Source organism: Bacilli bacterium (genome assembly GCA_035326105.1).
In the GTDB taxonomy this organism is placed as follows: Bacteria; Bacillota_I; Bacilli_A; order RFN20; family CAG-826; genus UBA7706.
Genome location: DAOKYO010000002.1, coordinates 553,814 through 574,603 on the forward strand (window position 1 = coordinate 553,814; position 20,790 = coordinate 574,603).

27 protein-coding genes, 5 tRNA genes and 1 pseudogene are annotated in these 20,790 nt (G+C 42.5%); 1 reads left to right on the forward strand and 32 read right to left on the reverse strand.

Annotated elements, in window-relative coordinates; translation table 11 throughout:
* Positions 1-11: 11 nt before the first annotated feature.
* The 31 genes and pseudogenes from PKC96_07045 to PKC96_07195 form a co-directional block, all read right to left on the reverse strand.
* Complete coding sequence (locus PKC96_07045) at positions 12-638, reverse strand: class I SAM-dependent methyltransferase (GenBank protein HMM01067.1); 627 nt, start codon at positions 636-638, stop codon at positions 12-14.
* Positions 639-652: 14 nt separating this feature from the next.
* A complete protein-coding gene (locus PKC96_07050; protein HMM01068.1) occupies positions 653-1,612 on the reverse strand; it encodes a hypothetical protein in 960 nt (319 codons plus the stop codon).
* Positions 1,613-2,026: 414 nt separating this feature from the next.
* Positions 2,027-2,100, reverse strand: a tRNA-Gly gene (locus tag PKC96_07055).
* Positions 2,101-2,184: 84 nt separating this feature from the next.
* Complete coding sequence (locus PKC96_07060; protein HMM01069.1) at positions 2,185-3,207, reverse strand: hypothetical protein; 1,023 nt, start codon at positions 3,205-3,207, stop codon at positions 2,185-2,187.
* Between the two features lie 103 nt (positions 3,208-3,310).
* Complete coding sequence (locus PKC96_07065) at positions 3,311-4,000, reverse strand: tyrosine-protein phosphatase (GenBank protein ID HMM01070.1); 690 nt, start codon at positions 3,998-4,000, stop codon at positions 3,311-3,313.
* Between the two features lie 185 nt (positions 4,001-4,185).
* Positions 4,186-4,261: transfer RNA gene (locus PKC96_07070), tRNA-Val, on the reverse strand.
* Between the two features lie 158 nt (positions 4,262-4,419).
* Entirely contained in the window at positions 4,420-5,349 is a 930-nt protein-coding gene (locus tag PKC96_07075) for an L-lactate dehydrogenase (protein ID HMM01071.1), read from the reverse strand.
* A 136-nt stretch (positions 5,350-5,485) separates the two neighbouring features.
* Positions 5,486-5,561 (reverse strand) — tRNA-Thr (locus PKC96_07080).
* 6 nt (positions 5,562-5,567) lie between these two features.
* Positions 5,568-5,653, reverse strand: a tRNA-Leu gene (locus PKC96_07085).
* 100 nt (positions 5,654-5,753) lie between these two features.
* The gene (locus PKC96_07090) at positions 5,754-6,083 is read right to left on the reverse strand and encodes a DUF1801 domain-containing protein (protein HMM01072.1); all 330 of its coding nucleotides are present in this window, start codon (positions 6,081-6,083) and stop codon (positions 5,754-5,756) included.
* Between the two features lie 184 nt (positions 6,084-6,267).
* Positions 6,268-6,344: transfer RNA gene (locus PKC96_07095), tRNA-Arg, on the reverse strand.
* Positions 6,345-6,403: 59 nt separating this feature from the next.
* Positions 6,404-7,207 carry a ZIP family metal transporter gene (locus PKC96_07100; GenBank protein HMM01073.1) on the reverse strand — a complete coding sequence of 268 codons (804 nt, stop codon included), beginning with the start codon at positions 7,205-7,207 and terminating at the stop codon, positions 6,404-6,406.
* A gap of 5 nt (positions 7,208-7,212) precedes the next feature.
* Entirely contained in the window at positions 7,213-7,761 is a 549-nt protein-coding gene (locus PKC96_07105; GenBank protein ID HMM01074.1) for a thioesterase, read from the reverse strand.
* Between the two features lie 209 nt (positions 7,762-7,970).
* On the reverse strand, positions 7,971-8,462 hold the full coding sequence (locus PKC96_07110; protein ID HMM01075.1) for a flavin reductase family protein: 492 nt from the start codon (positions 8,460-8,462) through the stop codon (positions 7,971-7,973).
* Positions 8,463-8,477: 15 nt separating this feature from the next.
* Complete coding sequence (locus PKC96_07115; protein HMM01076.1) at positions 8,478-8,921, reverse strand: CGGC domain-containing protein; 444 nt, start codon at positions 8,919-8,921, stop codon at positions 8,478-8,480.
* A 66-nt stretch (positions 8,922-8,987) separates the two neighbouring features.
* Positions 8,988-9,425 carry a thioesterase family protein gene (locus PKC96_07120; protein HMM01077.1) on the reverse strand — a complete coding sequence of 146 codons (438 nt, stop codon included), beginning with the start codon at positions 9,423-9,425 and terminating at the stop codon, positions 8,988-8,990.
* The gene (locus tag PKC96_07125) at positions 9,418-10,257 is read right to left on the reverse strand and encodes an Mrp/NBP35 family ATP-binding protein (protein HMM01078.1); all 840 of its coding nucleotides are present in this window, start codon (positions 10,255-10,257) and stop codon (positions 9,418-9,420) included. The genes PKC96_07120 and PKC96_07125 overlap by 8 nt, the downstream gene beginning before the upstream one ends.
* A complete protein-coding gene (locus PKC96_07130) occupies positions 10,250-10,657 on the reverse strand; it encodes an iron-sulfur cluster assembly scaffold protein (GenBank protein ID HMM01079.1) in 408 nt (135 codons plus the stop codon). The genes PKC96_07125 and PKC96_07130 overlap by 8 nt, the downstream gene beginning before the upstream one ends.
* 19 nt (positions 10,658-10,676) lie before the next feature.
* A complete protein-coding gene (gene scfB, locus PKC96_07135) occupies positions 10,677-12,053 on the reverse strand; it encodes a thioether cross-link-forming SCIFF peptide maturase (GenBank protein ID HMM01080.1) in 1,377 nt (458 codons plus the stop codon).
* Between the two features lie 93 nt (positions 12,054-12,146).
* On the reverse strand, positions 12,147-12,341 hold the full coding sequence (locus PKC96_07140) for a hypothetical protein (protein HMM01081.1): 195 nt from the start codon (positions 12,339-12,341) through the stop codon (positions 12,147-12,149).
* 102 nt (positions 12,342-12,443) lie between these two features.
* Complete coding sequence (locus PKC96_07145; protein ID HMM01082.1) at positions 12,444-12,914, reverse strand: DUF134 domain-containing protein; 471 nt, start codon at positions 12,912-12,914, stop codon at positions 12,444-12,446.
* Positions 12,915-12,953: 39 nt separating this feature from the next.
* Positions 12,954-13,817 carry an ARMT1-like domain-containing protein gene (locus PKC96_07150; protein HMM01083.1) on the reverse strand — a complete coding sequence of 288 codons (864 nt, stop codon included), beginning with the start codon at positions 13,815-13,817 and terminating at the stop codon, positions 12,954-12,956.
* Positions 13,818-13,840: 23 nt separating this feature from the next.
* Positions 13,841-14,767 (reverse strand): radical SAM protein, encoded by a 927-nt coding sequence (locus PKC96_07155; protein HMM01084.1) that lies wholly within the window; start codon positions 14,765-14,767, stop codon positions 13,841-13,843.
* A gap of 133 nt (positions 14,768-14,900) precedes the next feature.
* Positions 14,901-15,230, reverse strand: a complete 330-nt coding sequence (locus PKC96_07160; GenBank protein ID HMM01085.1) for a DUF5320 domain-containing protein — start codon at positions 15,228-15,230, stop codon at positions 14,901-14,903.
* 99 nt (positions 15,231-15,329) lie between these two features.
* Positions 15,330-15,557 (reverse strand): DUF5320 domain-containing protein, encoded by a 228-nt coding sequence (locus PKC96_07165; GenBank protein ID HMM01086.1) that lies wholly within the window; start codon positions 15,555-15,557, stop codon positions 15,330-15,332.
* Between the two features lie 12 nt (positions 15,558-15,569).
* Positions 15,570-15,728, reverse strand: coding sequence for a hypothetical protein (locus tag PKC96_07170; protein ID HMM01087.1), 159 nt, complete (start codon positions 15,726-15,728; stop codon positions 15,570-15,572).
* Between the two features lie 6 nt (positions 15,729-15,734).
* Positions 15,735-15,959: pseudogene (locus tag PKC96_07175) on the reverse strand (NifB/NifX family molybdenum-iron cluster-binding protein).
* 20 nt (positions 15,960-15,979) lie between these two features.
* Positions 15,980-16,840 carry an ATP-binding protein gene (locus tag PKC96_07180; GenBank protein HMM01088.1) on the reverse strand — a complete coding sequence of 287 codons (861 nt, stop codon included), beginning with the start codon at positions 16,838-16,840 and terminating at the stop codon, positions 15,980-15,982.
* Positions 16,837-17,667 (reverse strand): ATP-binding protein, encoded by an 831-nt coding sequence (locus tag PKC96_07185; protein HMM01089.1) that lies wholly within the window; start codon positions 17,665-17,667, stop codon positions 16,837-16,839. The genes PKC96_07180 and PKC96_07185 overlap by 4 nt, the downstream gene beginning before the upstream one ends.
* Complete coding sequence (locus tag PKC96_07190; protein ID HMM01090.1) at positions 17,664-18,035, reverse strand: NifB/NifX family molybdenum-iron cluster-binding protein; 372 nt, start codon at positions 18,033-18,035, stop codon at positions 17,664-17,666. The genes PKC96_07185 and PKC96_07190 overlap by 4 nt, the downstream gene beginning before the upstream one ends.
* A gap of 288 nt (positions 18,036-18,323) precedes the next feature.
* Entirely contained in the window at positions 18,324-19,676 is a 1,353-nt protein-coding gene (locus tag PKC96_07195) for an FAD-dependent oxidoreductase (protein ID HMM01091.1), read from the reverse strand.
* A gap of 395 nt (positions 19,677-20,071) precedes the next feature.
* Between PKC96_07195 and PKC96_07200 the strand changes: the two genes are divergently transcribed.
* The gene (locus tag PKC96_07200) at positions 20,072-20,464 is read left to right on the forward strand and encodes a metal-dependent transcriptional regulator (GenBank protein ID HMM01092.1); all 393 of its coding nucleotides are present in this window, start codon (positions 20,072-20,074) and stop codon (positions 20,462-20,464) included.
* Between the two features lie 98 nt (positions 20,465-20,562).
* Here the strand turns inward: PKC96_07200 and PKC96_07205 are convergent, their stop codons facing one another.
* Positions 20,563-20,763, reverse strand: coding sequence for a helix-turn-helix domain-containing protein (locus PKC96_07205; protein ID HMM01093.1), 201 nt, complete (start codon positions 20,761-20,763; stop codon positions 20,563-20,565).
* Positions 20,764-20,790: the final 27 nt, after the last annotated feature.

The window sequence follows — 20,790 nt, forward strand, 5'->3', positions numbered from 1 at the left end:
ACTTAGATTAGTTATTTTAAATGACTTGTTCTTTTTTGAGCTATAACTAAAAGATCTCTAGTCCCCGTTGTTTTCTCTTCATAGTTTTCATACCAAGATATGATAGAAAAATTATTATCCATCAGGGCCTTTTTGAGTTCATCTTTTGCCAAGGCACTATAAGAAAAACTATGTGAAAACATTTTTCCTAAAATAGTTTCATGCCTAATTCCATGGGTAAAAAGCAAATAGCCATCGTCAACTAATAGGGAAGCAAACTTTTTGTATATCGATAATTGGTCATCAAGATCTATATGCCAAATACTATCAAAAGCAATAATCGCGTCAAATTTATCATCATTTTTATAGTCTAAAAAGTCCGTATTAATAAATATGGTGTTCTCTAGATTCAATTCCTTAGCAAAATCTATCATCTTATTGGATATGTCAATTCCCACTACCTTGAATTTGCTGTCCGAAAGATAGACGTCTATGGGCTTTCCCGTTCCACAGCCGACATCCAATACGCTTGCCTTTGATGGTAGAAGTTTACAAAAATCTTTAATGCACTGGTTTACTTCCTTGCTATTTCTTATCGAAGCCCAATCATCGACAATTGCATTATACGATTCAATATTTATGTTATTTTTTGTGTCCATTGCAACCTCCGACATTAATTTGTTACTTTTTCAATTATCGTTCTAGACAGACCATAGCCAATCTCTTCATTAAAAACAGAAAATTTTTTCTTGTCTAATAATTTTTCGATTGCGATTATACTTGGCGCATAAATAAACTTTCCCCCAACTTTCAAGGAATTAAGGATTTTGAAGTATGCTTCAGCGTATTTTTCAACTTCTTCATCATTAAAAGCTAAATGGCGGTTAAAATGATTTGAAAATGCCATGTTAGACAAAATAAACTGCCATTTATTTGTGCCATAATCAAACGATAAGAAGTTAGATTTTAAAATATTCTCTTGCTTTGAATCATATCGATCTAGGCCATATATTTCTATTCCTAATTCTTCTAGGTGATTAACTAAATTAAAGTTTTGCCCACATCCGATATCTAAAATTGGCCCCGTTATATGATGCTTGTCTAAACCTAGTATCTCCGCTTGAAAACCAGCGGAGTATTCTTCGTTTGCAAAAGTTTTAATTCCATCTTTGCTTATCTCTTTTAAAAATGGATTTGTGCGTAATAAAAAAGCTTCTATTCTTAAGAAATGATTGCTTTCGATTGTTTTTTTAGATAGACGTTTTCTATGGACTATTTCTTCTAGCGTTTCTGCATATACATCGCTTAAGGCGGCAAAATCATCATCACTGAAATTGATATATTGATTGTATTTAAAGAGTTTTTGCATAAAACGAGCCGTGCAATATTCTAGAATGGCCTTCTTACTCGCTTTCGATAAGAAAGACTTTTTTAAACCCGCGATTAATTCGGAATCAATGCCTGCCAATTCATGCTCAAAAATATTTATTTTGTAATTTGTGTCTATTTGCTTATCAATCAGTTGCTCAATATTGGTTAAGTTCATTTTTGTTCCCATTTCATCGCTACTAAATTGTAATCCTATATAAAGCATTTTTTCAAAATTAATAATAAGATTTTTGTTATTTAACATGCTTCTTGTCAATATTTGACAATATTTTAACACAAAACATAAAACCACTACTAGGGCAGTTAAGTATAGATTGTTTATAAACTAATTAATATTAAATGTGTGATTTAATAACGGACAATCTCTATCAGAGGCGGTTTTTTCATAAAAATGACAGGTATCCAAAATAATAGTCTATTTCATGATTTTAGACGATTTTGTTTCAATAATTTGGATTTTTAATATTTCATATGAAATATGTTCATACTCGTGTCAGAACTTAATCATCCTCAGTTCAAACCCGTGTCACAAATCCCATTTTGATTAATGATGTCTGCCGCAAGTCGGATTTGAACCATAATTATTAAGCCCTAAATAACCAAAAATCAGTCACTTTTGACTGATTTTTGCCAATTAATTACTAATTCAATATGTTTTTGGAGCAGTCGACGGGAATCGAACCCGCATAGTCAGCTTGGGAAGCTGAAGTTCTACCACTGAACTACGACTGCAGCAAAGCCATTATATATGTTGACAAAAATATGCGCAATAAGAAAAGGTCACCGACAGTGACCTTTTAATATTTTATTGTCGGGTTAAGCTTCAACCAAACTAGCTAGAATATGAATTCCATTAAACGCTCCCGCAACCAGCGTTGTATCCGGAGCAACTAGGTAGCCATTAACAATCGGATCAATGGTAACGATTTTTTCTAAAACCGCTCCAGTTAACGAAATTGAATAACGCGCTGTTTCCGTCGTGCCATCGCTGACAATGTAATATAGACTGTCCTCTACCATCTCAAAGTTGGCACTGGATGGACTAGCAAGCAAAACATTGCCTTCCGCATCGATTAAATCAAAGTAGCGATATTCAATTACCGTGGTCGTCGAACTTTGATCCTCCAGTAGAAACTTGTTTGCAGTATCCGTTTCATCGGCAAAATAGACATTGGTAACTACGGTCGCATCATTTTCGTCTCCCGTTGTCACCGTTTCAGCGAAAAGAGCTCCGGCGATATCTTCGGAAATAAACGGCTTTACCTCTTCGCCAATTGTCCCGGTCGCTGAAGTCTCAATGTATATATTTAAATAATCGCCGACAGTAACATTGGTATAATCCCCAAAGCCATTGGGAAGAGAACTTTTTAAATCATCGTTTACCCATGTCACCCGTAAAGCACGGGCATCGGAAACAGTCACTTCTTTAGAGGAATATTTATATTGGGTGTAGGGGATAGTACTAGTTTTGGCAATGCTGGTAATATCCTTATAAAAAAGTTCATTGTCAACGATAGAAAAACGAGAGTAGTCTCCCTTAGCCACCAAATCATTGCCATCAAACCGCATGTCATCAAAAGCGACTTTGGCGATACCGAATGAAGCCACTTTCTCTTCATTATCAAGTTGCACAGTTAACCCTGTATCTTCATCGGTAAAAGAGACGATTATATTTTCGCCCACCGCGGAAAAAGATAATGATCCTGTCGCCGTCACATATCTAAAAGCCGTTTCGTTAAATGAATTAGCATAGTTGTTGGCATTCGTAAATAAAGTACATCCCGTAAGAGCTAAAGTAGCCAAAGTAATACCGAATATTTTCGGCCATTTTTTGTTCATATAATCCTCCACGATTTGTTTTCATCAAAATTATATCACAAAAACAAAAGAGGAAAAGCAAAGTTTAACAATTTAAGTAAGCGCTTAACGTTAACTATATTTTTTACTTTAATAGATGAGACAAAATGTCGATTTCTTCTCCACTGAGGCCAATATAATCCAAATATTCGCTCACCAGTCCGTATCGGCCTCTAAACTCATTCCAAAATTTACTGAGAAAATCGGCTTTGGGAAAAAGGCAGGCGCGGGGAAAATCGGGATGGCGGTCTAGCGTTAGGCTCATCATGGCCCGTAGATAAGGAATCGATAGTAAGTAATCGGCATTGATGTCATCGTGGGTAACTCCTGCTAAAGCGAGCAAAAGGGCCGTAAATACACCCGTCCGATCTTTGCCGGCCGTACAGTGAATGAGAATAGGCTTTTCGGCATGGGCAATCGTAGAAAAAATTGCACGGGCCGATACCGGCTCTTCCACCATTTCCATGTAACTCGCAAGCATATCATCTTCGTCAACCGGCACGCGCCCCCCGCCATTAACCGGTAAATGATACGCGGTGATTTTTTTGCTGGCTTGAGTTAGATCGGGTAATTCATTGTGCTCTTTATCGCCCCGTAAATCGATAATCGTTTTAATACCGATATCTTCAATTTTCTTAACGTCTTCTTTTGTTGCATAACTGAGTGATCCTGAGCGAAATAAAACTCCGTATTTTGTACGTTTTCCATTTAATAAAGGATATCCCCCGATATCCCGAAAATTATAAACTGATTCTAATAAATAACGTTCTGGCATACATTAACCTCACATGCTGATTTTAGCAAAAAACAACTTGGCTTGCATTGTCATTAGTGAATAATTACATTTATTTGACAAAAGATTGCATTACCGACTAAAAAAGGAAGGTCGGGTGACCTTCCTAATTATTTAATCACTAAGAAATCGATTATCAACCGCTAAATTAGTGAACAAGACTTCAATGGTGGGTACTGAGGGGATCGAACCCCCGACCTTCTGTACGTCAAACAGATGCTCTCCCAGCTGAGCTAAATACCCATTGCAACTGGCTTGCGTTAGTAATTATATATATTAATATAGCGCATTGCAAGGATATTTTTGCCAAAGGGATAAAAAGTAAATCTAGGTTATTTAAATAAAGCAATTGAATAAAAATTCCAATGATATTAATCAACGAAATTTAGAATTTAACTATTTTAAAGTTCGATTTTGGCTATCGTTTCCTTAAGCACCTGGCGACTTTCGGCAAGTTTCAAACTTTCTTCATCGTTCATCTTTGGCACTAGGTTCATAATTTTCCCATTTTTACCAACAACAGTCGGTACGGAATAATAGGCCGATCCCGTTTCATCCAGCGTGGAAACCGACAATACTGAATTCTCATCGCGCAATATCGCTTCAACAATTCTTCTTACCGCTAGCGCAATCGCATAATTTGTGTATCCTTTTTTCTCAATAATCCGATAAGCATACTCTCGAACCTGTTTTGAAATGCGCTCCTCCAAACTCGCAAGATTAATATTGTGTTCTTGGCAATAATCTGCCAACTTCATGCTGCCAATTAGGGCCGCTGACCAATTGGGAAATTCGCTATCTCCGTGTTCTCCGACAATATGGGCATGGACATTGCGGGCATCGAGATCAAATTCCTTAGCCAAAGCAAAGCGCAAACGCGATGAATCAAGAACCGTTCCGCTTCCAAGCACCCGGTTGGCTGGGAGCCCGCTCAATTTGTAGGCAACAAACGATAAAACATCGACCGGGTTAGAGACGACTAGTATAATTGCTTCCGGAGCATATTTAACCACTTGTGGAACAATAGATTTAAATATTGCCGCATTTTTATTGATTAAATCTAATCTTGTTTCACCCGGCTTTTGAGCGGCACCAGCCGTTATAATGACAATATCACTGTTAGTAAGATCAGGATAATCTCCTGCTTTCATATCAACTGATTTGACGAAGGCCGCTCCGTGGGAAATATCCATTATTTCTCCTTCGGCCTTTTCCTTATTCATATCAACAAGAACAATATCACTGGCTAGCCCTGAATCCATAATGGCAAAGGTGATGGCACTACCGACAAATCCCGCCCCAATGATGCTTACCTTATTTCCTTTTCGCATATTTCCTCCTTATTCATTATTTATAATGAATACATTGTCATTATAGATGCGATAGTTAAATATGACTAACAATGTGCTTATGCCAAATATATTGACTAATATAAAAAACCGCCCTTTTGGCGGTTCACAAGACTAATGGTGCCGACTAGAGGAATTGAACCCCCAACCTACTGATTACGATTCAGTTGCTCTACCGATTGAGCTAAGTCGGCATGATATGGTGCCTCCGGCCGGAGTCGAACCGGCATGGCTGTTAACCGATGGATTTTGAGTCCATTGCGTCTACCAATTTCACCACGGAGGCAGCGGAATTATTATATATAAAAAAAATCAATTAAACAATTGAAAAAACATTCAATTACTCATTTGAGTGCTTATCAAAAGATTTTTTTGTGATTTTGCATTTATTTATGCAAAGTTTCATCGAAAATTTTAATCATTAATTCCCAAGGAATATTCTCACCAGTGCTTAATTTAAGCATTTTCTTGGGCGTCAATTTATAACCGCTTAATTCCTCTATGTGCTTTCTAATGCCACTCGCTTCGATATTCACGTAGTTTGCAAAAGGAATCAGTCGAATAAAACAATCACCAAAGTAATAGGATGGTAGTCCCGCCCACATCTGTTCTTCCACCTGAGGCTCACACTTAAATATGAGTTTGCGAAGTTTCAAAAAAAGTTTTTGTGTATCCAATTCAAACTTGCTAAGTTTGTCTTCAATTTGATCAATCATTTTATTTTTCCTTCCCTTTGTAAGGTTAGTTGATTTGAACTATATTAGCAACGTTTTAGAACAAAATATACCTAAATTTAAGAAGCTAAATCCGTGATAAAATGCATTACATTAACTTCTATTTTATGACTTTATGAATCAAATAAAAAAGTATGCTGATGGATAGCATACTTTAATGTCTAAATGGTGCGCCCGGCACGATTCGAACGTGTGACCCCAACCTTCGGAGGGTTGTACTCTATCCAACTGAGCTACGGGCGCATGCGCTAGATAATAATAACACAACTAGAGTAAAGGTAAAGATGAAATATTGTGATTGTTTATCCAAGAGCAACATCTAAAATCATCATGATAACGAAGCCTGCCATAACGCCAAATGTTCCGAGATGCTCGTATTTTTCAATATGGGCACCGGGAATCAATTCTTCCGCCACCACGAACATCATCGCTCCGGCCGCAAAAGAGAGGAGCCACGGCATCAATGCTGTAATCGATGAAGCTAATAAAACGCCAATAATAGCAAAAATTGGTTCTACGATTCCGCTGAGAGCGCCCATTAAAAATGCTTTCTTACGACTCTTGAGAACATCCGCCATCGGTAAAGATACCGAGGCCCCCTCTGGGAAATTCTGAATGGAAATACCGATTGAAAGCGCGAGCGCTCCTAAAACAGTTACTGAAGGGTTGGGGTTATCCTTCATTGCTAAAGCCACGCCAAAAGCAAAACCAACCGACAATCCTTCAGGAATATTATGGATGGTCATCGCCAAGAAAAGTTTCCATGACCGCTTTAAATTTTTTGTGGAGATTCCTTCTTCTTCATTGGTGGCACTATGAAAATGCGGAATAACTCTATCCATCAAAAGAAGAAACAATCCTCCGAGAATAAATCCCCCAGCCGCCGGAACAAAGGACCATTGACCCCAGGCACTGCTTTGCTCAATGGCGGGATTAAGAAGTGACCATATCGAGGCGGCAATCATAACTCCGGCCGCAAAGCCAAGAAAAATGGTGTCGAGTTTAGGGGGAATTCGGTTTTTAAAAAAGAAAATCATCGCCGCCCCTAGAGGGGTTGACAAGGCTAAAACAACAATACCTATAATTGTAATCGTGTAATCATTCATATTATCTACTTCACTTTCTGATAATGAATTTCGGCCCGCGTAGAAATCTTGCCATCGTGATAGCCTTCAACCAATGCGACCTTTTCCCCGACAGATTTAAAAAAGGATAGTTTTCCTTGATATCTCGTCTCGTGCAAATAGTCAATTTGATACTCTTTAAGAATGACGTCCGGACTTGGTTTAAGAAAATTACTGATGGCCAAACAATACTTGGTGTTATTCATATGAAGATTATGATCGATATCTCCATATTCCACAGCATAAGTATACTCTTCGCCCTTATTCGATAAAGCAAAATCATCGAGCTTATCTATCTTTCCCTCCAAAACCATATCGTCATAGAATTCTTTATCTTCTCCATAGGAAACACACGATCCTCTTTGAATCATATTATTTCGACTGTCGATAATCACCCATTGGCTAATCGCCTCAATTAATAAGGTTCCATCTGGTCTTCTTAGGCGATAGCATCTTAAAAAGTCCGCCCGTCCAGCCGGTAAGGGCCACGTTTCAACAATCAATTCATCCAGATTGGTGATATCATTTTTGACCACGAGTTTTAGCCGTATGGTAGTAGTTTATCAGGCACCACAACGCCTGTAAATGTGCCATTTTTGGCATAGTATATTTTTCTTTACACCAAGCCACGTAAAACTCTATTACCCTTCATTATATTGCTATGTTAATGAGTGACAAGTCAAGGATTGTTAAGAGAAGGTGCTGACATTCGCCCTGCTGTCACAGCCCAATCAAAACTTCAGAATTATAGAAACTTCATTGTGCTGAAATCCAAGTCTCCATTTGCTTTTACCAAGGCTTCAATAGCGTGGACATAGTCCACTTTGCCGACAAACATATGATGCGAACCGGTGACGAGGGAATCAACGATCGTACATTCAATATTGACAGGACAATCCTCGAGTATGGGTGCATTGATTTTTATCGCTTCCCCTATTTTGGCTCCGATTGCCTTAAGCTTATCCTCATCTCTGCCACTATGGGATCCAAGATAGTCAAACAACTCTTTGTTGTCTTTACCCACAAGATTGACAACGAAGCACCCTGATTCCTTGATCAACTTATAAGAATAACGGGAAGGGACAATCCCCACCATCACCATTGGCGGATCATAACTGCAATTGCAGCAGTAGCCGACCGCCAGAGCATTGTTTTCTCCATTCAATCCTCTGCACGAAACGAGGACCTTGGTTGTTGGCTGGAGGCAAGACCTGAAATTAGATGCTTTTTTTGTCATTGTGTTTTCCTTTCACTAATCGTAGGCTTTCATGACCGGCTCAGAGTCACGAAAGAGTTCAGGTGCAACGCTATCCATTTTGGCTTCATCCCAAAAAGGCAGGTTTCTATGCGCGACAGCATACTTCATAGGGATCGGATGTGTTCCCACGACAACCTTTATTTGGTGCTTTGATTCAATCAAAGCTTTGAATGCAATGATATAGGGGCAAGGTGGGTATCCTACCACGAGTCCGGTTGCAAGATGAATGGCTTCCGCTCCATTTTTGATCATCTCTTCCGGGACGTATTCAATATTTCCTCCCGGGCAACCACCGCAAAAGGAATACCCAACCAACTCGACTTCTTCTTCAGGAGAATATATCGAAAATCCGCCTACCCTTTCCCTTAACGCTCTCAAGCATTTCCCACCACCGCAGCTTTGGTATCGTGCGCATATGATAATCCCTATCTTTCTCATGTTGTCCCTTTCAATGTAAGTATGATGGTTTATAATGAAGGTCGGAATGCATATTGCATTGCAGTGTCAATACTCATTTTTTACGCTGAACCGCAACGCTTCATACAGCGCGGGGAAGCGTGTTTCAATGCCGATCGGATGTAACTGACGGTCGGTCCATCCATGGTTTGTTTCACCGGTAGCGATCATGGCCCCTGTTTCTTTATGATACACATCATAATGAAACCCAACTCTGACATGTAAAAGACGATAAATAAAAGTTTGAATTACAAGAGAATCCTCAAACCTGGCCGGCTTTATGAATTTGCATTTCATATCCGTAAGCGGTAAAAGAATTCCGTTGCTTTCAATTTCGGAATAAGGAAACCCAATCTGTCTGAAGAAATCCGTTCTGCCGATTTCGAACCACACCGGATAATTGGAGTGATGGGCAATTCCCATTTGATCCGTTTCAGCATACCTTATCGTTATTGCAGTCTCAATTTTGGGCATCAGCTCACTCATGATTTTTCCCCCCAGCATGTAGGTTGCCCAATAATTCCTCAACTTCGCACAGATAGTTTTTTCGCATCATCTCAATCTCACCCTTGTCACATATAGCAGCAAGTTCCGGGTCAACCGGCACTTGGCCAAGTAAGGGAATTCCCATTTCTCGGGCAACCCTTGTTGCTTTGCTTTTTCCAAAGATATCAATATGATCACCACACTTTGGACAAACTGCATAGCTCATGTTTTCAACGAATCCCAGTACCGGGATATTCATGACCTTTGCCATTCTATAGGCTTTCCTGACGATCAGCGAGACAAGATCCTGAGGAGAAGTGACAATGATAATACCGTTGAGGGGAATTGATTGAAATATAGTAAGAGGGACATCACCAGTACCCGGCGGCATATCGATCAGCAAATAATCTAAATTTCCCCAGACTACATCAGTCCAAAAGTGTTTGACCGTTTTTGCAATTAGAGGGCCACGCCAGATTACAGGGTCGTCTTTTCTATTGAGTAGCAGGTTTATTGACATCAGTTTAATATCGCTTTGTGTGCGGATAGGGAAAAGACCCTTTTCCCTATTATCCGGCTTAAGATCTTCTGCACCAAATATTTTCGGTATAGAAGGTCCTGTAATATCTGCATCCATGACACCGACCTGATATCCTTTTCGGCGCAGCATCACCGCTGTCATGGAAGTGATGAGCGATTTACCAACACCACCTTTACCGCTTACGACACCGATGACGTTCTTAATCGAATTAGGCTCGTGTTTGCTTTTCAGCAAACAGTCAGAACTTATTTTATAGCTTTCGCTATCATGTTTTTTATTTTCCTCAAGCATTCTCGCGCCTCCAACCATCATGTTCTTCATTCTGCCTATAATTGTCAATCGCTTTCTTGAGCGCCTCAGGGCCAAGCAAAGAACAATGAAGCTTATGATCGGGTAATCCTCCCATAGCATCAGTAATATTTTCTTCTGTAATTTGATATGCTTCCTCTAAGGTTTTTCCTTTGGCAAGTACTGTTGTCATACTACTTGTTGCAATCGCCGCTACACAGCCATGGACTAAAAAGCTGATATCTGTAATCACATTATCGTTTACCTGGATATATATCGTTAATGCATCCCCACAACTGGGTTCACCAATGGCTCCAATACCGTTTGCATCATCCATGCCGCCAATATTTCTTGGATTCATAAAATGGTCAAGCACAATATCGGAAAAGTCAAAGCATCCCATATAGTTTCGTCCTCTACTTCTATATTGCATTTGTTACATTACATTCAGCTTTAAGCAAGTACTGAATCATGATGGCGCATTCAATTCGTTTCTTTTGCAGGACACAAGACATTTCATTGGGCATTGTCAGATCTCCATTTGTAAACCAAGCATTGGCGTGGCAACCACCCGAACAAAAAAGTTTTGCCCAGCACTTGCTACAAGCCTTCTTGGCAAGAATGGTATTATTCTTAAATTTCCCTGCTAACTCTGTATTCTCGATGCCGTTAAACACATTCCCTAAAACAAACTCATCCTGCCCGACAAACTGATGACAGGGATAGATAATTCCATCCGGCGATACGGCTAAGTATTCAAAGCCTGCACCGCAGGATGTGATCCTCTTAAAAAGACACGGCCCATTATAAAGATCCAGATTGAAGTGATAAAACCGGAATGGTTTCCCGTTTCGAATCCTTTCCAAATACTGCAATGCCAAGCGTTCATATTCCGAAAAGATCTCAGGGATGTCCGACTCCTTGATAAACATTGCATCACCAGACCCCACCACAGGTTCAACGGATATTTCCTTGAACCCGAGATCAGCCAAATGAAAGACATCATGGGAAAAGTCCTTGTTTTTCGTTGTAAAGGTACCTCTTACAAAATAACTTTTCCCGTTCCTTCCAGCCACCAGCTTCTGGGCAAGCGGGATAATATCATCATAGCTGCCTCTTCCATGCGCATCATGACGAACTGCGTCATGGATTTCCTTCCGGCCGTCAATACTGATGACAACATTGTCCATATGTTCATTGATGAAATCAATGCGTTCATCATTCAGCAAGGTTGCGTTTGTCGTTATCGTAAAGTAGAAACGCTTGCCTGTATGATGTTCCAATTCCCTGCCATACGCAACGACAGCTTTTACAGTTTCAAAATTAAGCAGCGGCTCTCCACCAAAGAAATCTATCTCAATCGTATGTCTATGTCCGGATTGCTCAACAAGATAATCCGTGGCTTTCAACGCAACGTCCTCTGGCATCAATTTTCGACCGGTTTGATAATCTCCCTTGCTCGCAAAGCAATATTCGCACCGCAAATTGCAGTCATGCGAAACATGCAGGCAAAGAGCCTTGATTCCAGAATGTTCAGGCTTCAATGCCGCGGCGGCTTTGAGCTTGCTTTCAGGCGTGAACAGTGAACCCTCTTTGATCAACAGCTCTATTTCTGTGAAGGCATCAAGAATATCCGCCTTTTTGTATTGATTGCATAATGACTTTACGACTTCGTCTACACAAGGCAGCTCCTGTTTATCCCGGATAATGTCAAACCCGACATCGTCCACAACATGAATGCTCCCGCTGTTTCCGTCGACCACAAAATTCAGATGGTTCATAGAAAACGTATGTATCACGAAAGGTGCTCCTTTATTTGGCTGTTAAATATCCAACACGTCTCAAGCAACCTGTATAAAGTAATTCGCTTTAAGAAATTTCCCATTTTCCATTTAACCATAAGGCAAGTACAATGCAATTTCCTTCTGCCGATCGCTTCCAATGATAGCTGCGTTAGGGTAATAAACAGCTGGGTGCCCGTTATCAAACAGCATCTTGATTTTGTTATGACCTAAATTAAAAGAATGTCCATGCTCAGCAAGAATACTTTCGTTATTTACAAAATCGTCTGTCGCAATCGAAACCATCAATCATACATCAACACTTTTCTGCGCATTATGAACATAAGACCATAACTATGGTATCATTCTGATGAGCCTATGTCAATCATGATTCCGTATGCCTGATGATCAATATCTTCCGTGGCGGTGACAATGGCCCTTACAAAACTCGCCTCTTTTGCCACGGCCGCAAACAATATTCTTTGAACCACACTTTGGGCATGTATAGTCTCCGGCACCGATCTGCTCCATGTTTTCAAAACTCTCCGTCCATTCATGACCGCAGCCAAGACATCGGACCGGACATATATTGCGCGTAAAATTGCCGCCCTCAATACGAATCGCCTTTCCGTGAATCAGACTATCCGCTACCTTTTCTCTCGCCAAAAGGAGTATCCGCTGGAAAGTTGGCCGGGACACCTGCATTTTTTCCGCACACTCTTCCTGTTCCAAGCCTTCCAGATCCTTTAGGCGGATGGCCTCCAGCTCCTCCAGCTTCAATATGTTTTCATCAAATTGGGTACTCTGCTGATTCGACGGTATAAAGTTCTCAACAGTTGGAATATACTCAATCTGCCGCCACTTTGTTGGTCTTGCCATATGAAACCTCACTTTTCATTCTTTTGAGCAAGCGCTGTGTTATTCTTTGGCTTTCTCACATTCAATAAACTTAAAAACGAACTCGTTTAGTCCCACTCCTAACAGTTCTGCAATCACCGGGCACTTGGCTTTCAACAGAAAGAATAATTCCCTGTCACAATCCGAAAGGGTTTCGTAATTGCCTTGTCCTTTGCTGATCACAATGTCCGCGTTGTAAAAGATGTCCAGGAACGCTTCGCTGCACTCATTCAGCAGCACACCCGGCGCACCGCACCCCGTGGTAACAATTCTGGCATATTGACCCAGTCCGGATGCTTGTGCGTCCTCTATGGTTGCGTCGTTGATGATGGGAGCGCTTCGTACCGCATACGTCAATTCAAGGCTTGGAAGCTGTTGCAGAAGCAAACAGTCAAACACCGTTTCGCCTACGTTATCCCCGATGACCAAAAGGCTTTTCGCTGTTTTTAATCGTTGTTTCATTATAGACACATCACAAACAGCAAAAGGCTTGCCCAGTTCATCATCCATACTTCCTTCTATATCGTATCCGAAACCTAAGGCAGAATCAAGCATATTTCCGATTGCACCGGCTTTCAGCGCCCAATATAAACGGTCTTCTTTGCTTTCAACGAACAGTTTTAGTTTTGGATAGAGGCTAAGCGCCATCTGCAAATCTTTTCGCTTGATCTGACAATAAGGATCTACATTCCCTGTCTGCTCTTTTACAATCCGATGTATTTCTCTGGCGACCTCAGGCGAATTCCTAAAGGATTTGTATTGGCTTAAGATGCTTATTGCTTCATCCATAATTATCGTTTGCAACGCAATATTATCCGTTGACATCCGTGATGCTTGGAGTGCCTGCCGCAGTATGCAAGGTAAGCACTCAAGAAATATCTCCATACCGATCCCTACTCAATCATTATTTACAGGTTCCTTCTATAGAACCGCTTTCCTTCATATTCGTATGAATTGATCATCTGTTTACTGACAAGCTGATCGATAACCGATCTGTCCAAACCCTGCCTTTTCAGCAAATCAAGCACGACGTCTTCTTTCACCGGATGAACTGCTGTAATGCTCAATAAGTCATTGATAAAATCATCTGAAAAATAGAAATTGTCGCCTTCATCCCCTGCAATACATTCCACTTTAAGATCGTTTTGACGAAATATATCGTACGCATTTCGCAACGACTCTTCCGTCGGTTTAAAAACGCTTGTTTCTGCGGGCGGTCTGGTTGGAACAAGCAGATATGCTTTTTCGGGTTTGATGCAACTGATACAATCCGCGATTTCTTTGATATGCGCCTTATGGTCATTCAACCCATGAACCAACATCGTTTCTGTGACAAGCGTTCCTCCAAATTTTCGTGCAAAATCCATCACACCCTGTAAAATCCTATCCAATCTAAGCGCGCCATGCGGTCTGTCGATCTTATGCCAGATATCCTGATCGACCGCGTCAATTTTCACAGATACCCAGTCGGCTTTGATCAAATCCTCTTGAACGTCATCCATCCATAACAGCGACGCGTTAGTGATGACCGCAGTTTTAATGCCAAATGGTTTTAGTAAATCAAGATGCCGTCCTAAATGGATATCCAATGTCGGTTCGCCATCCGGAACAAAGGTCAGATAATCCACATGTTCCCCGCCTATATCGGATAGCTTTTGCTTGGTTTGAGCGTATATTTCTTCAGGCATATAAAAATCGCGTCTTTTTGTGCTCATATGGTTTGTCCGGCCGAGCTGACAATAAACACACGAATAGGGGCATGCTTTGGGTGGGATGTGATTGATGCCTAGACTTTGCCCCAACCGCCGAGATGGCACAGGCCCAAATACCAACATAATTGCGTCCCCTTCTTTTCGATTCTCAGAGTATATTGAATGTGTTACGAGAGACCGCAGCGTTATTTGCATCTTTCCCTATATGCGAAAAGGAGATAGGGGTTCCCGTCTCCTTTTCTTTTGCTTGCGTGCGTTACTCGGCTTCTTCAAAGCCTTTCAATCGTTTGCGTATTTGCGTTAACTGGCTTTCCAAAAAGGCAGCTTGACTTTGCAGAGCTTGCTTTTCGTCCACATCAGGCATCGCCCCTGTAAAGGCATTCGCTGCAAATCCACTTGGATTAGCACCGTAGCGTGCCCAGCCTGGCGTGCCGGTTGCAAAGTAAATCCTTCTGAAGCCACGCCCGCGCCCCATACCAAACCCGATGTTTGTATATCCGGGTGCTGCAAATCCCGCACAGTAGCCCCTGGCTCGTCCTGTCATCGGACCCATTCCCATAGGTCCGGTTCCGTCTCCCCTTGGCATAATTGTTTCCTCCTTTGCTCTTTGAGCGGAATATGGTTCCGCTATACTTTCGTTTGGGACAAATCGTGCTAGTTTAACTCAACACTTACTGTTTTGCAGTTACTGGCCTCTGACCATCTTTGCTCCACATTTTGGACAAGACAGCGAGGTGCAAGACGTTCCCACCTGATGCGATACTTTCTCACCGCATTTTGGGCAAACGCAAACTCCTCCGGGGCCTGCAGCCATACTGCCTCCCATCCGGCCGATTCTACCACCCCTGCCTGCGTTGCCCCCGCCGACAGGACCTTGACCCATAGGGCCTGTTCCATCTCCTCTTGGCATCATGTTCAACCTCCTTTATATTTCTTCATGGGGATGGTCACATTCCGTTTTTTCAATGCCATACCCACGTCCCGCACCCGGTGTACACGCGCTTTTCCCTCCGGCAAGCGTTCCTTTGCCAAGCGCATCAATCACTTCATCAATCTTTCCCGTCACACCAGTCTGTATTTCCATCCCAAGCTCTTCAAAAAAACCCATGGCCCGTCCTCCCATGCCGCCGCATACAATGCATTTAGCGCCTAGGTTGTGTAAATACTGAGGGATGGCACCTGGCTCGTGCCCCGGGTTGTTGACTTCCTTTTTAGACTTTATTATGCCGTCCGCAATATCGACCAGCGTATATGTCTGGCATCTTCCAAAGTGCGGCGATACGGAGCCTCCGTCTGTTGCAATCGCGATATACATGTTATTTCCTCCTGCTATTTTTATTGCGTGGCAAGCTGCGTTTTCAATTCACTCCATACATGCTCAATCGCTGTCACGATATTTTCAATACCGGCTTCAACTGGAGTTTTCAGCGTCTGCAGCGCTTTTACAATGGCTGGCTCGAATGGCAATTTACCGATCAAAGAGAACTCGTTTCTTTCGCAAAACGCTTGGATCTCTTCGGTGATTTCGAGATTTAAGTCATACTTATTGATACATACAAATGCGGGAATCCCGAAATGTCTTGCTACGCCGAGCACTCTTTCCAAATCGCTTTGCCCTGATTTCGTAGGCTCGCATACCGCAACAACCGCATCAGCACCTGTGATAGATGCAATAACAGAACATCCGATACCCGGAGAACCATCGATCAGCGCCCATTCTTCTCCGTTGATAAAGGCGAATAGATTTTCCTTGACCTCCGTTACCAGTTTCCCGGAACCTTCCGCGCCGATATCCAGAAGCGCATGGGAGAATATGCCGCGGTCTGTGTAATCTACATAGGTTTTTCCGATTTTCACATCCATCAGTGAAATTGCTTCCTGCGGACAAACAAGTGTACAAGCCCCGCATCCTTCGCATTTCATCGGCACAATTTTTATGTCATCAGAAATCGCGTCAAACCGGCATGTTTCCCTGCAAATGCCACAAGATATACACTTGTCCGTATCGATGACTGCACACTCAGCGCCATAATAATCATTCTTACGCAACCGTTCACCTTTGATCAGCAGATGCAGATTAGGCGCGTCCACATCGCAGTCCGCCATGATCTTATTCTTTACGAGAAGGCTCAGCGAAGCGACGATCGTGCTTTTCCCCGTTCCGCCTTTGCCGCTGATGAATACGACCTGCTTCACAGCGCTTCACCTCCATTGATCCTGGAAAACATCTGCATGAATTGATAGCCCCATTCCGCATCCATCTGCACTGGCAGTAAACCTTTTGAATAGTTTTCAGCGATCTCCCGTAAAAACGGTATCTCCATCAATACGGGTATTTTCTCTTGCATGCAATAGGTTTGAATGCTTTGATCCTCATCCATTGCTTTATTCAGTACAACGCCGAAAGGTATGTTCATTTTCCTTACCAGCGCAACAGCAATCTTCAGATCATGCAGACCAAAAGGTGTCGGTTCGGTCACCAGGATACAATAATCGCAGCTGTCGATTGTTTGCACGACAGTACAGGACGCACCCGGAGAACAATCAAGAATATTGATTGCGTCCTTTCGCATACATTGCTTTAATTTTTGTATGATCGGTATTGTGATTGGCTCTCCGATATTGAGCCTGCCCTGCAAAAAATGTCCGTCTTTATCCGCTTCCACAACACCGATTTCTCTTTGCACTTCTGTGATCGCTTTTTGTGGACATGCAATCGCACACGCGCCGCAGTGATGACACACCTCAGGAAATAGGAGCACCTTTTTCTTAACGACTGCAAGGGCATTGAACCGGCAAGCTTTTGCGCAGGCTCCACACCCATCGCATTTCTCTTCATCGACCTTGGGTACCAGAACATTGACGGGAATTGTTTCGTTGATTTCAGGCCTTAAAAACAGTGCGCCGTTGGGTTCCTCAACATCGCAATCAATATATTGGCTGTTGCTCAGCGCAACAGCAAGGCTTGCAGCGACTGTCGTTTTCCCGGTGCCGCCTTTTCCGCTTAGTACCGCTATCTTCATGATTTCAATCCCATGCCAAAGTGTGACGGTACTGTGGTTTGGGTTTTTTCGAGCGTCCCTTTGTTGTATTGTTCGACATTCTCTTTTACGGAAGCATTGTGACCTTTGTATATTTCTATACTTGCGGCTTTGAGCACGTTCATGGCGTTAGGGCCGACATTGCCCGTGATAATCGCTTTGACATCCTTATCCGCGATCATCTGAGCAGCCGAGATCCCGGCTCCGCCCGCAGATGCCGACGCGGTGTTATCCAGTGCTTCAAATTCCATCGTTTCTGTTTGAACTATAATGAAGCTTGCCGCTCGTCCGAACCGCTGATCCATCTGGCTATCCATTGTAATCCCTGTTGCAGATACTGCAATTTTCATGAAAATCAATCTCCTTTTCAATTAGGTTTGCGAGTCGGTTAATGACTTATGCCCATAACTCATGATAATCCTATTATGGGCATATGTCAATAATAATTTTGAACTTTTTCTTGCATCATGAAAGGTGCAATCTTCTTACTTCCATTTCACTGCTTCGGTGATAAGCATATATTACAAATGGCATTAGAAGATTATCGTAACATTTCTCCGCGGAATAGCCATTGGCAAACGCGTACAGAGTTATAGAAAAAGAGGGCTAGTGCCCTCTTGTCTGATAAATACAGTTGATTAGGAGTGTTTCAGCGTTTTCGCCACAGCTTCCGCAGCTTTGATCAACGGGAAACCGGCCGGCGACGCAGTCAGCATGGGCTGTGTTCCGATCTGCATCATCAGCAGGTCGTTGACCGTCATGTGGCTTTGGATGGCAACGCCGATCACGTTGACAAGTTGTCCAGCGCACTTGCCGCCCATGACTTCGCCACCCAGGATAACGCCGGACTGCTTGGAAACAATCAGCTTGACCGTTTCTTTATGCGCATCCGCTATTTTGCCCGGGTGCCTGTTGACGCCCGTAAACGAGCCGGTCACGATTTTAAATCCTTCAGCAATTGCGTTCTGCTCAATCAGGCCTGCCACGCCGAACGCGGTTTCTCCAATACAGGTAGAGTAAATACCAATTGTACCACGGAACGTATTCACTGTACTGAGCTCATAGATATTCATTCCGGCTGTTCTTGCTTCGGTACACGCCGTCGAGGCGAGCATGATCCTGCTGGGCATACCGGTCGCGAAATCAATCTTGGCCGCGCAGTCGCCTGCCGCAAAAACGTCCTTAATACTTGTACGCCGGTACTGGTCCGCCTTGATGAACCCAAAATCATTGATCTCAAGCCCCATAGACTTCGCCAGTTCCGTATTCGGGAGATAGCCCAGCGCAAGGATCACAGCATCTGCATCCAGCGTTTCGCCGTTGTTTAGTGTCACTTTGTTCACGCTCTGATCACCCATGATCTCTTTGACGCCGCAGTTCGTTTTCACATGGACGCCGCGCTCGACCAGCAAGCGTTCCGCTTCGGCTGCAAATTCGTCGTCAAACGTAGCGCCAAGAACACGGGGCAGGATTTCTACAAGGGTAACGTTTTTCCCGGCTTTGTTGAGTTCATCGGACATCTCAACGCCGATAAAACCCGCGCCGATCACGACGACTTTTTCAAGGCCGTCCAGCTTTTTATGCAGTTCGTCGAGGTATGTTTTGTTCTTGGGAATGGTGAAGACGTTCTGTAAATTCGAGCCTTTCAGCCAGGCAGGTACGGACGGGAGTGAACCCGTACCCAGTATCAACTTGTCGTATTCGATCGATTCGCCGTTTTTTACAGCGCACACTTTCGCTTTTGCATCCACGCTTGTTACTTCGCCTATGATGATTTCAACGCCGAGGTTTTTAAGACCGCCGTCAGGCAGCACGTTATTGTCACTGCATTCAACCGTGCTGAATATATAGGGTATCCCGCAGGGAATCATCACCTTTTCTTCTTTTCGGATCAGCGTTACGCTTTTGTCCGGATAATTTGATTTTGCTGTCATTGCAGCCACAAGGCCCGTAGCGCTTCCACCAATTACCAGTACATCTGTTTTGATCATTTCACTATCCACACTTTCTATTTGTTTTTCACATCAATTCTAGCACCATTATGAGCATATGTAAATTACTTTTCGTGTTTCTGGATCCCGTAAATGATGCCTTTCATAGTTTCAGCCAGATAAACGAACCAATTGCTTATTCTTGTACCTTATTAATCCGCCATTAGAACCTACGCATAGGCGAAAGTATTTATTTGAATCTCGAACGCATAGTTATTGACATATGCCCAATTCAGATTTATGATTGTTATGAGCATATGCCAATAATATTTTGTAAAGTAATACGTGATGATGAATTTCTATGGCTGATTGGATCGACTTGAAAGGTGCCGTTTGCTTACAACACAAAGATGTTTGCCCGAAGTGCGGGAATATGATCAGGGGGTATTAGGAAAATGACGATGCATGGCTACATAGGAAAGCTTACTCCGTCCAAAGAGAATTATTTGAAGGTTATGCTGGAATTACCCAGCAAGGAAGGCATACGTTCGACTGACATCGCAAATGCGCTTGGTGTTTCCAAAGCCAGCGTTAGCAGCATGATGAATATTCTCAGAGAGGCGGGTTACGTTACCAAAGAAAAATATGGCACTGTCTCCTTAACGAAGAATGGCCAAAACGCGGCTGCCGAGGTTAAAAAAAGAAACGAATTACTCAAAAGGTTTCTTCATAACTTCCTTGGTGTCGAAGCTTCCATTGCCGCAGAGGATGCCTGCCGATTGGAACACCTGATCAGCCCCGAAACGGCAGATCAAATTGCCCGGCAGCTTAAAAAGCTTTCTGAATGAAAAACATCTGACCGTGGTTCCCAAACCAGAAACGGGGAAAATCGATATAGCCATAAAAACAAAAGATCGGGTTGATAGTGGAATCACCGAATAGTGGATCATTCTTTAATTTTGCCTGCTCGTATCCATTCATCAACTTCTGAAATTTTAAATTTGTAACGTTTGCCTGCCCTATAAAAGGGCAATTTACCATCTTTAACCCAAGTACGCACGGTATCTTCACTCATGCTCAAATGGATGGCGATATCTTCAAGATTCACCCATTTCTCAGGCATGATATTCTCAGGTTCGTTTGCCATTTTATATCCTCCAAGATTAATCCGAGC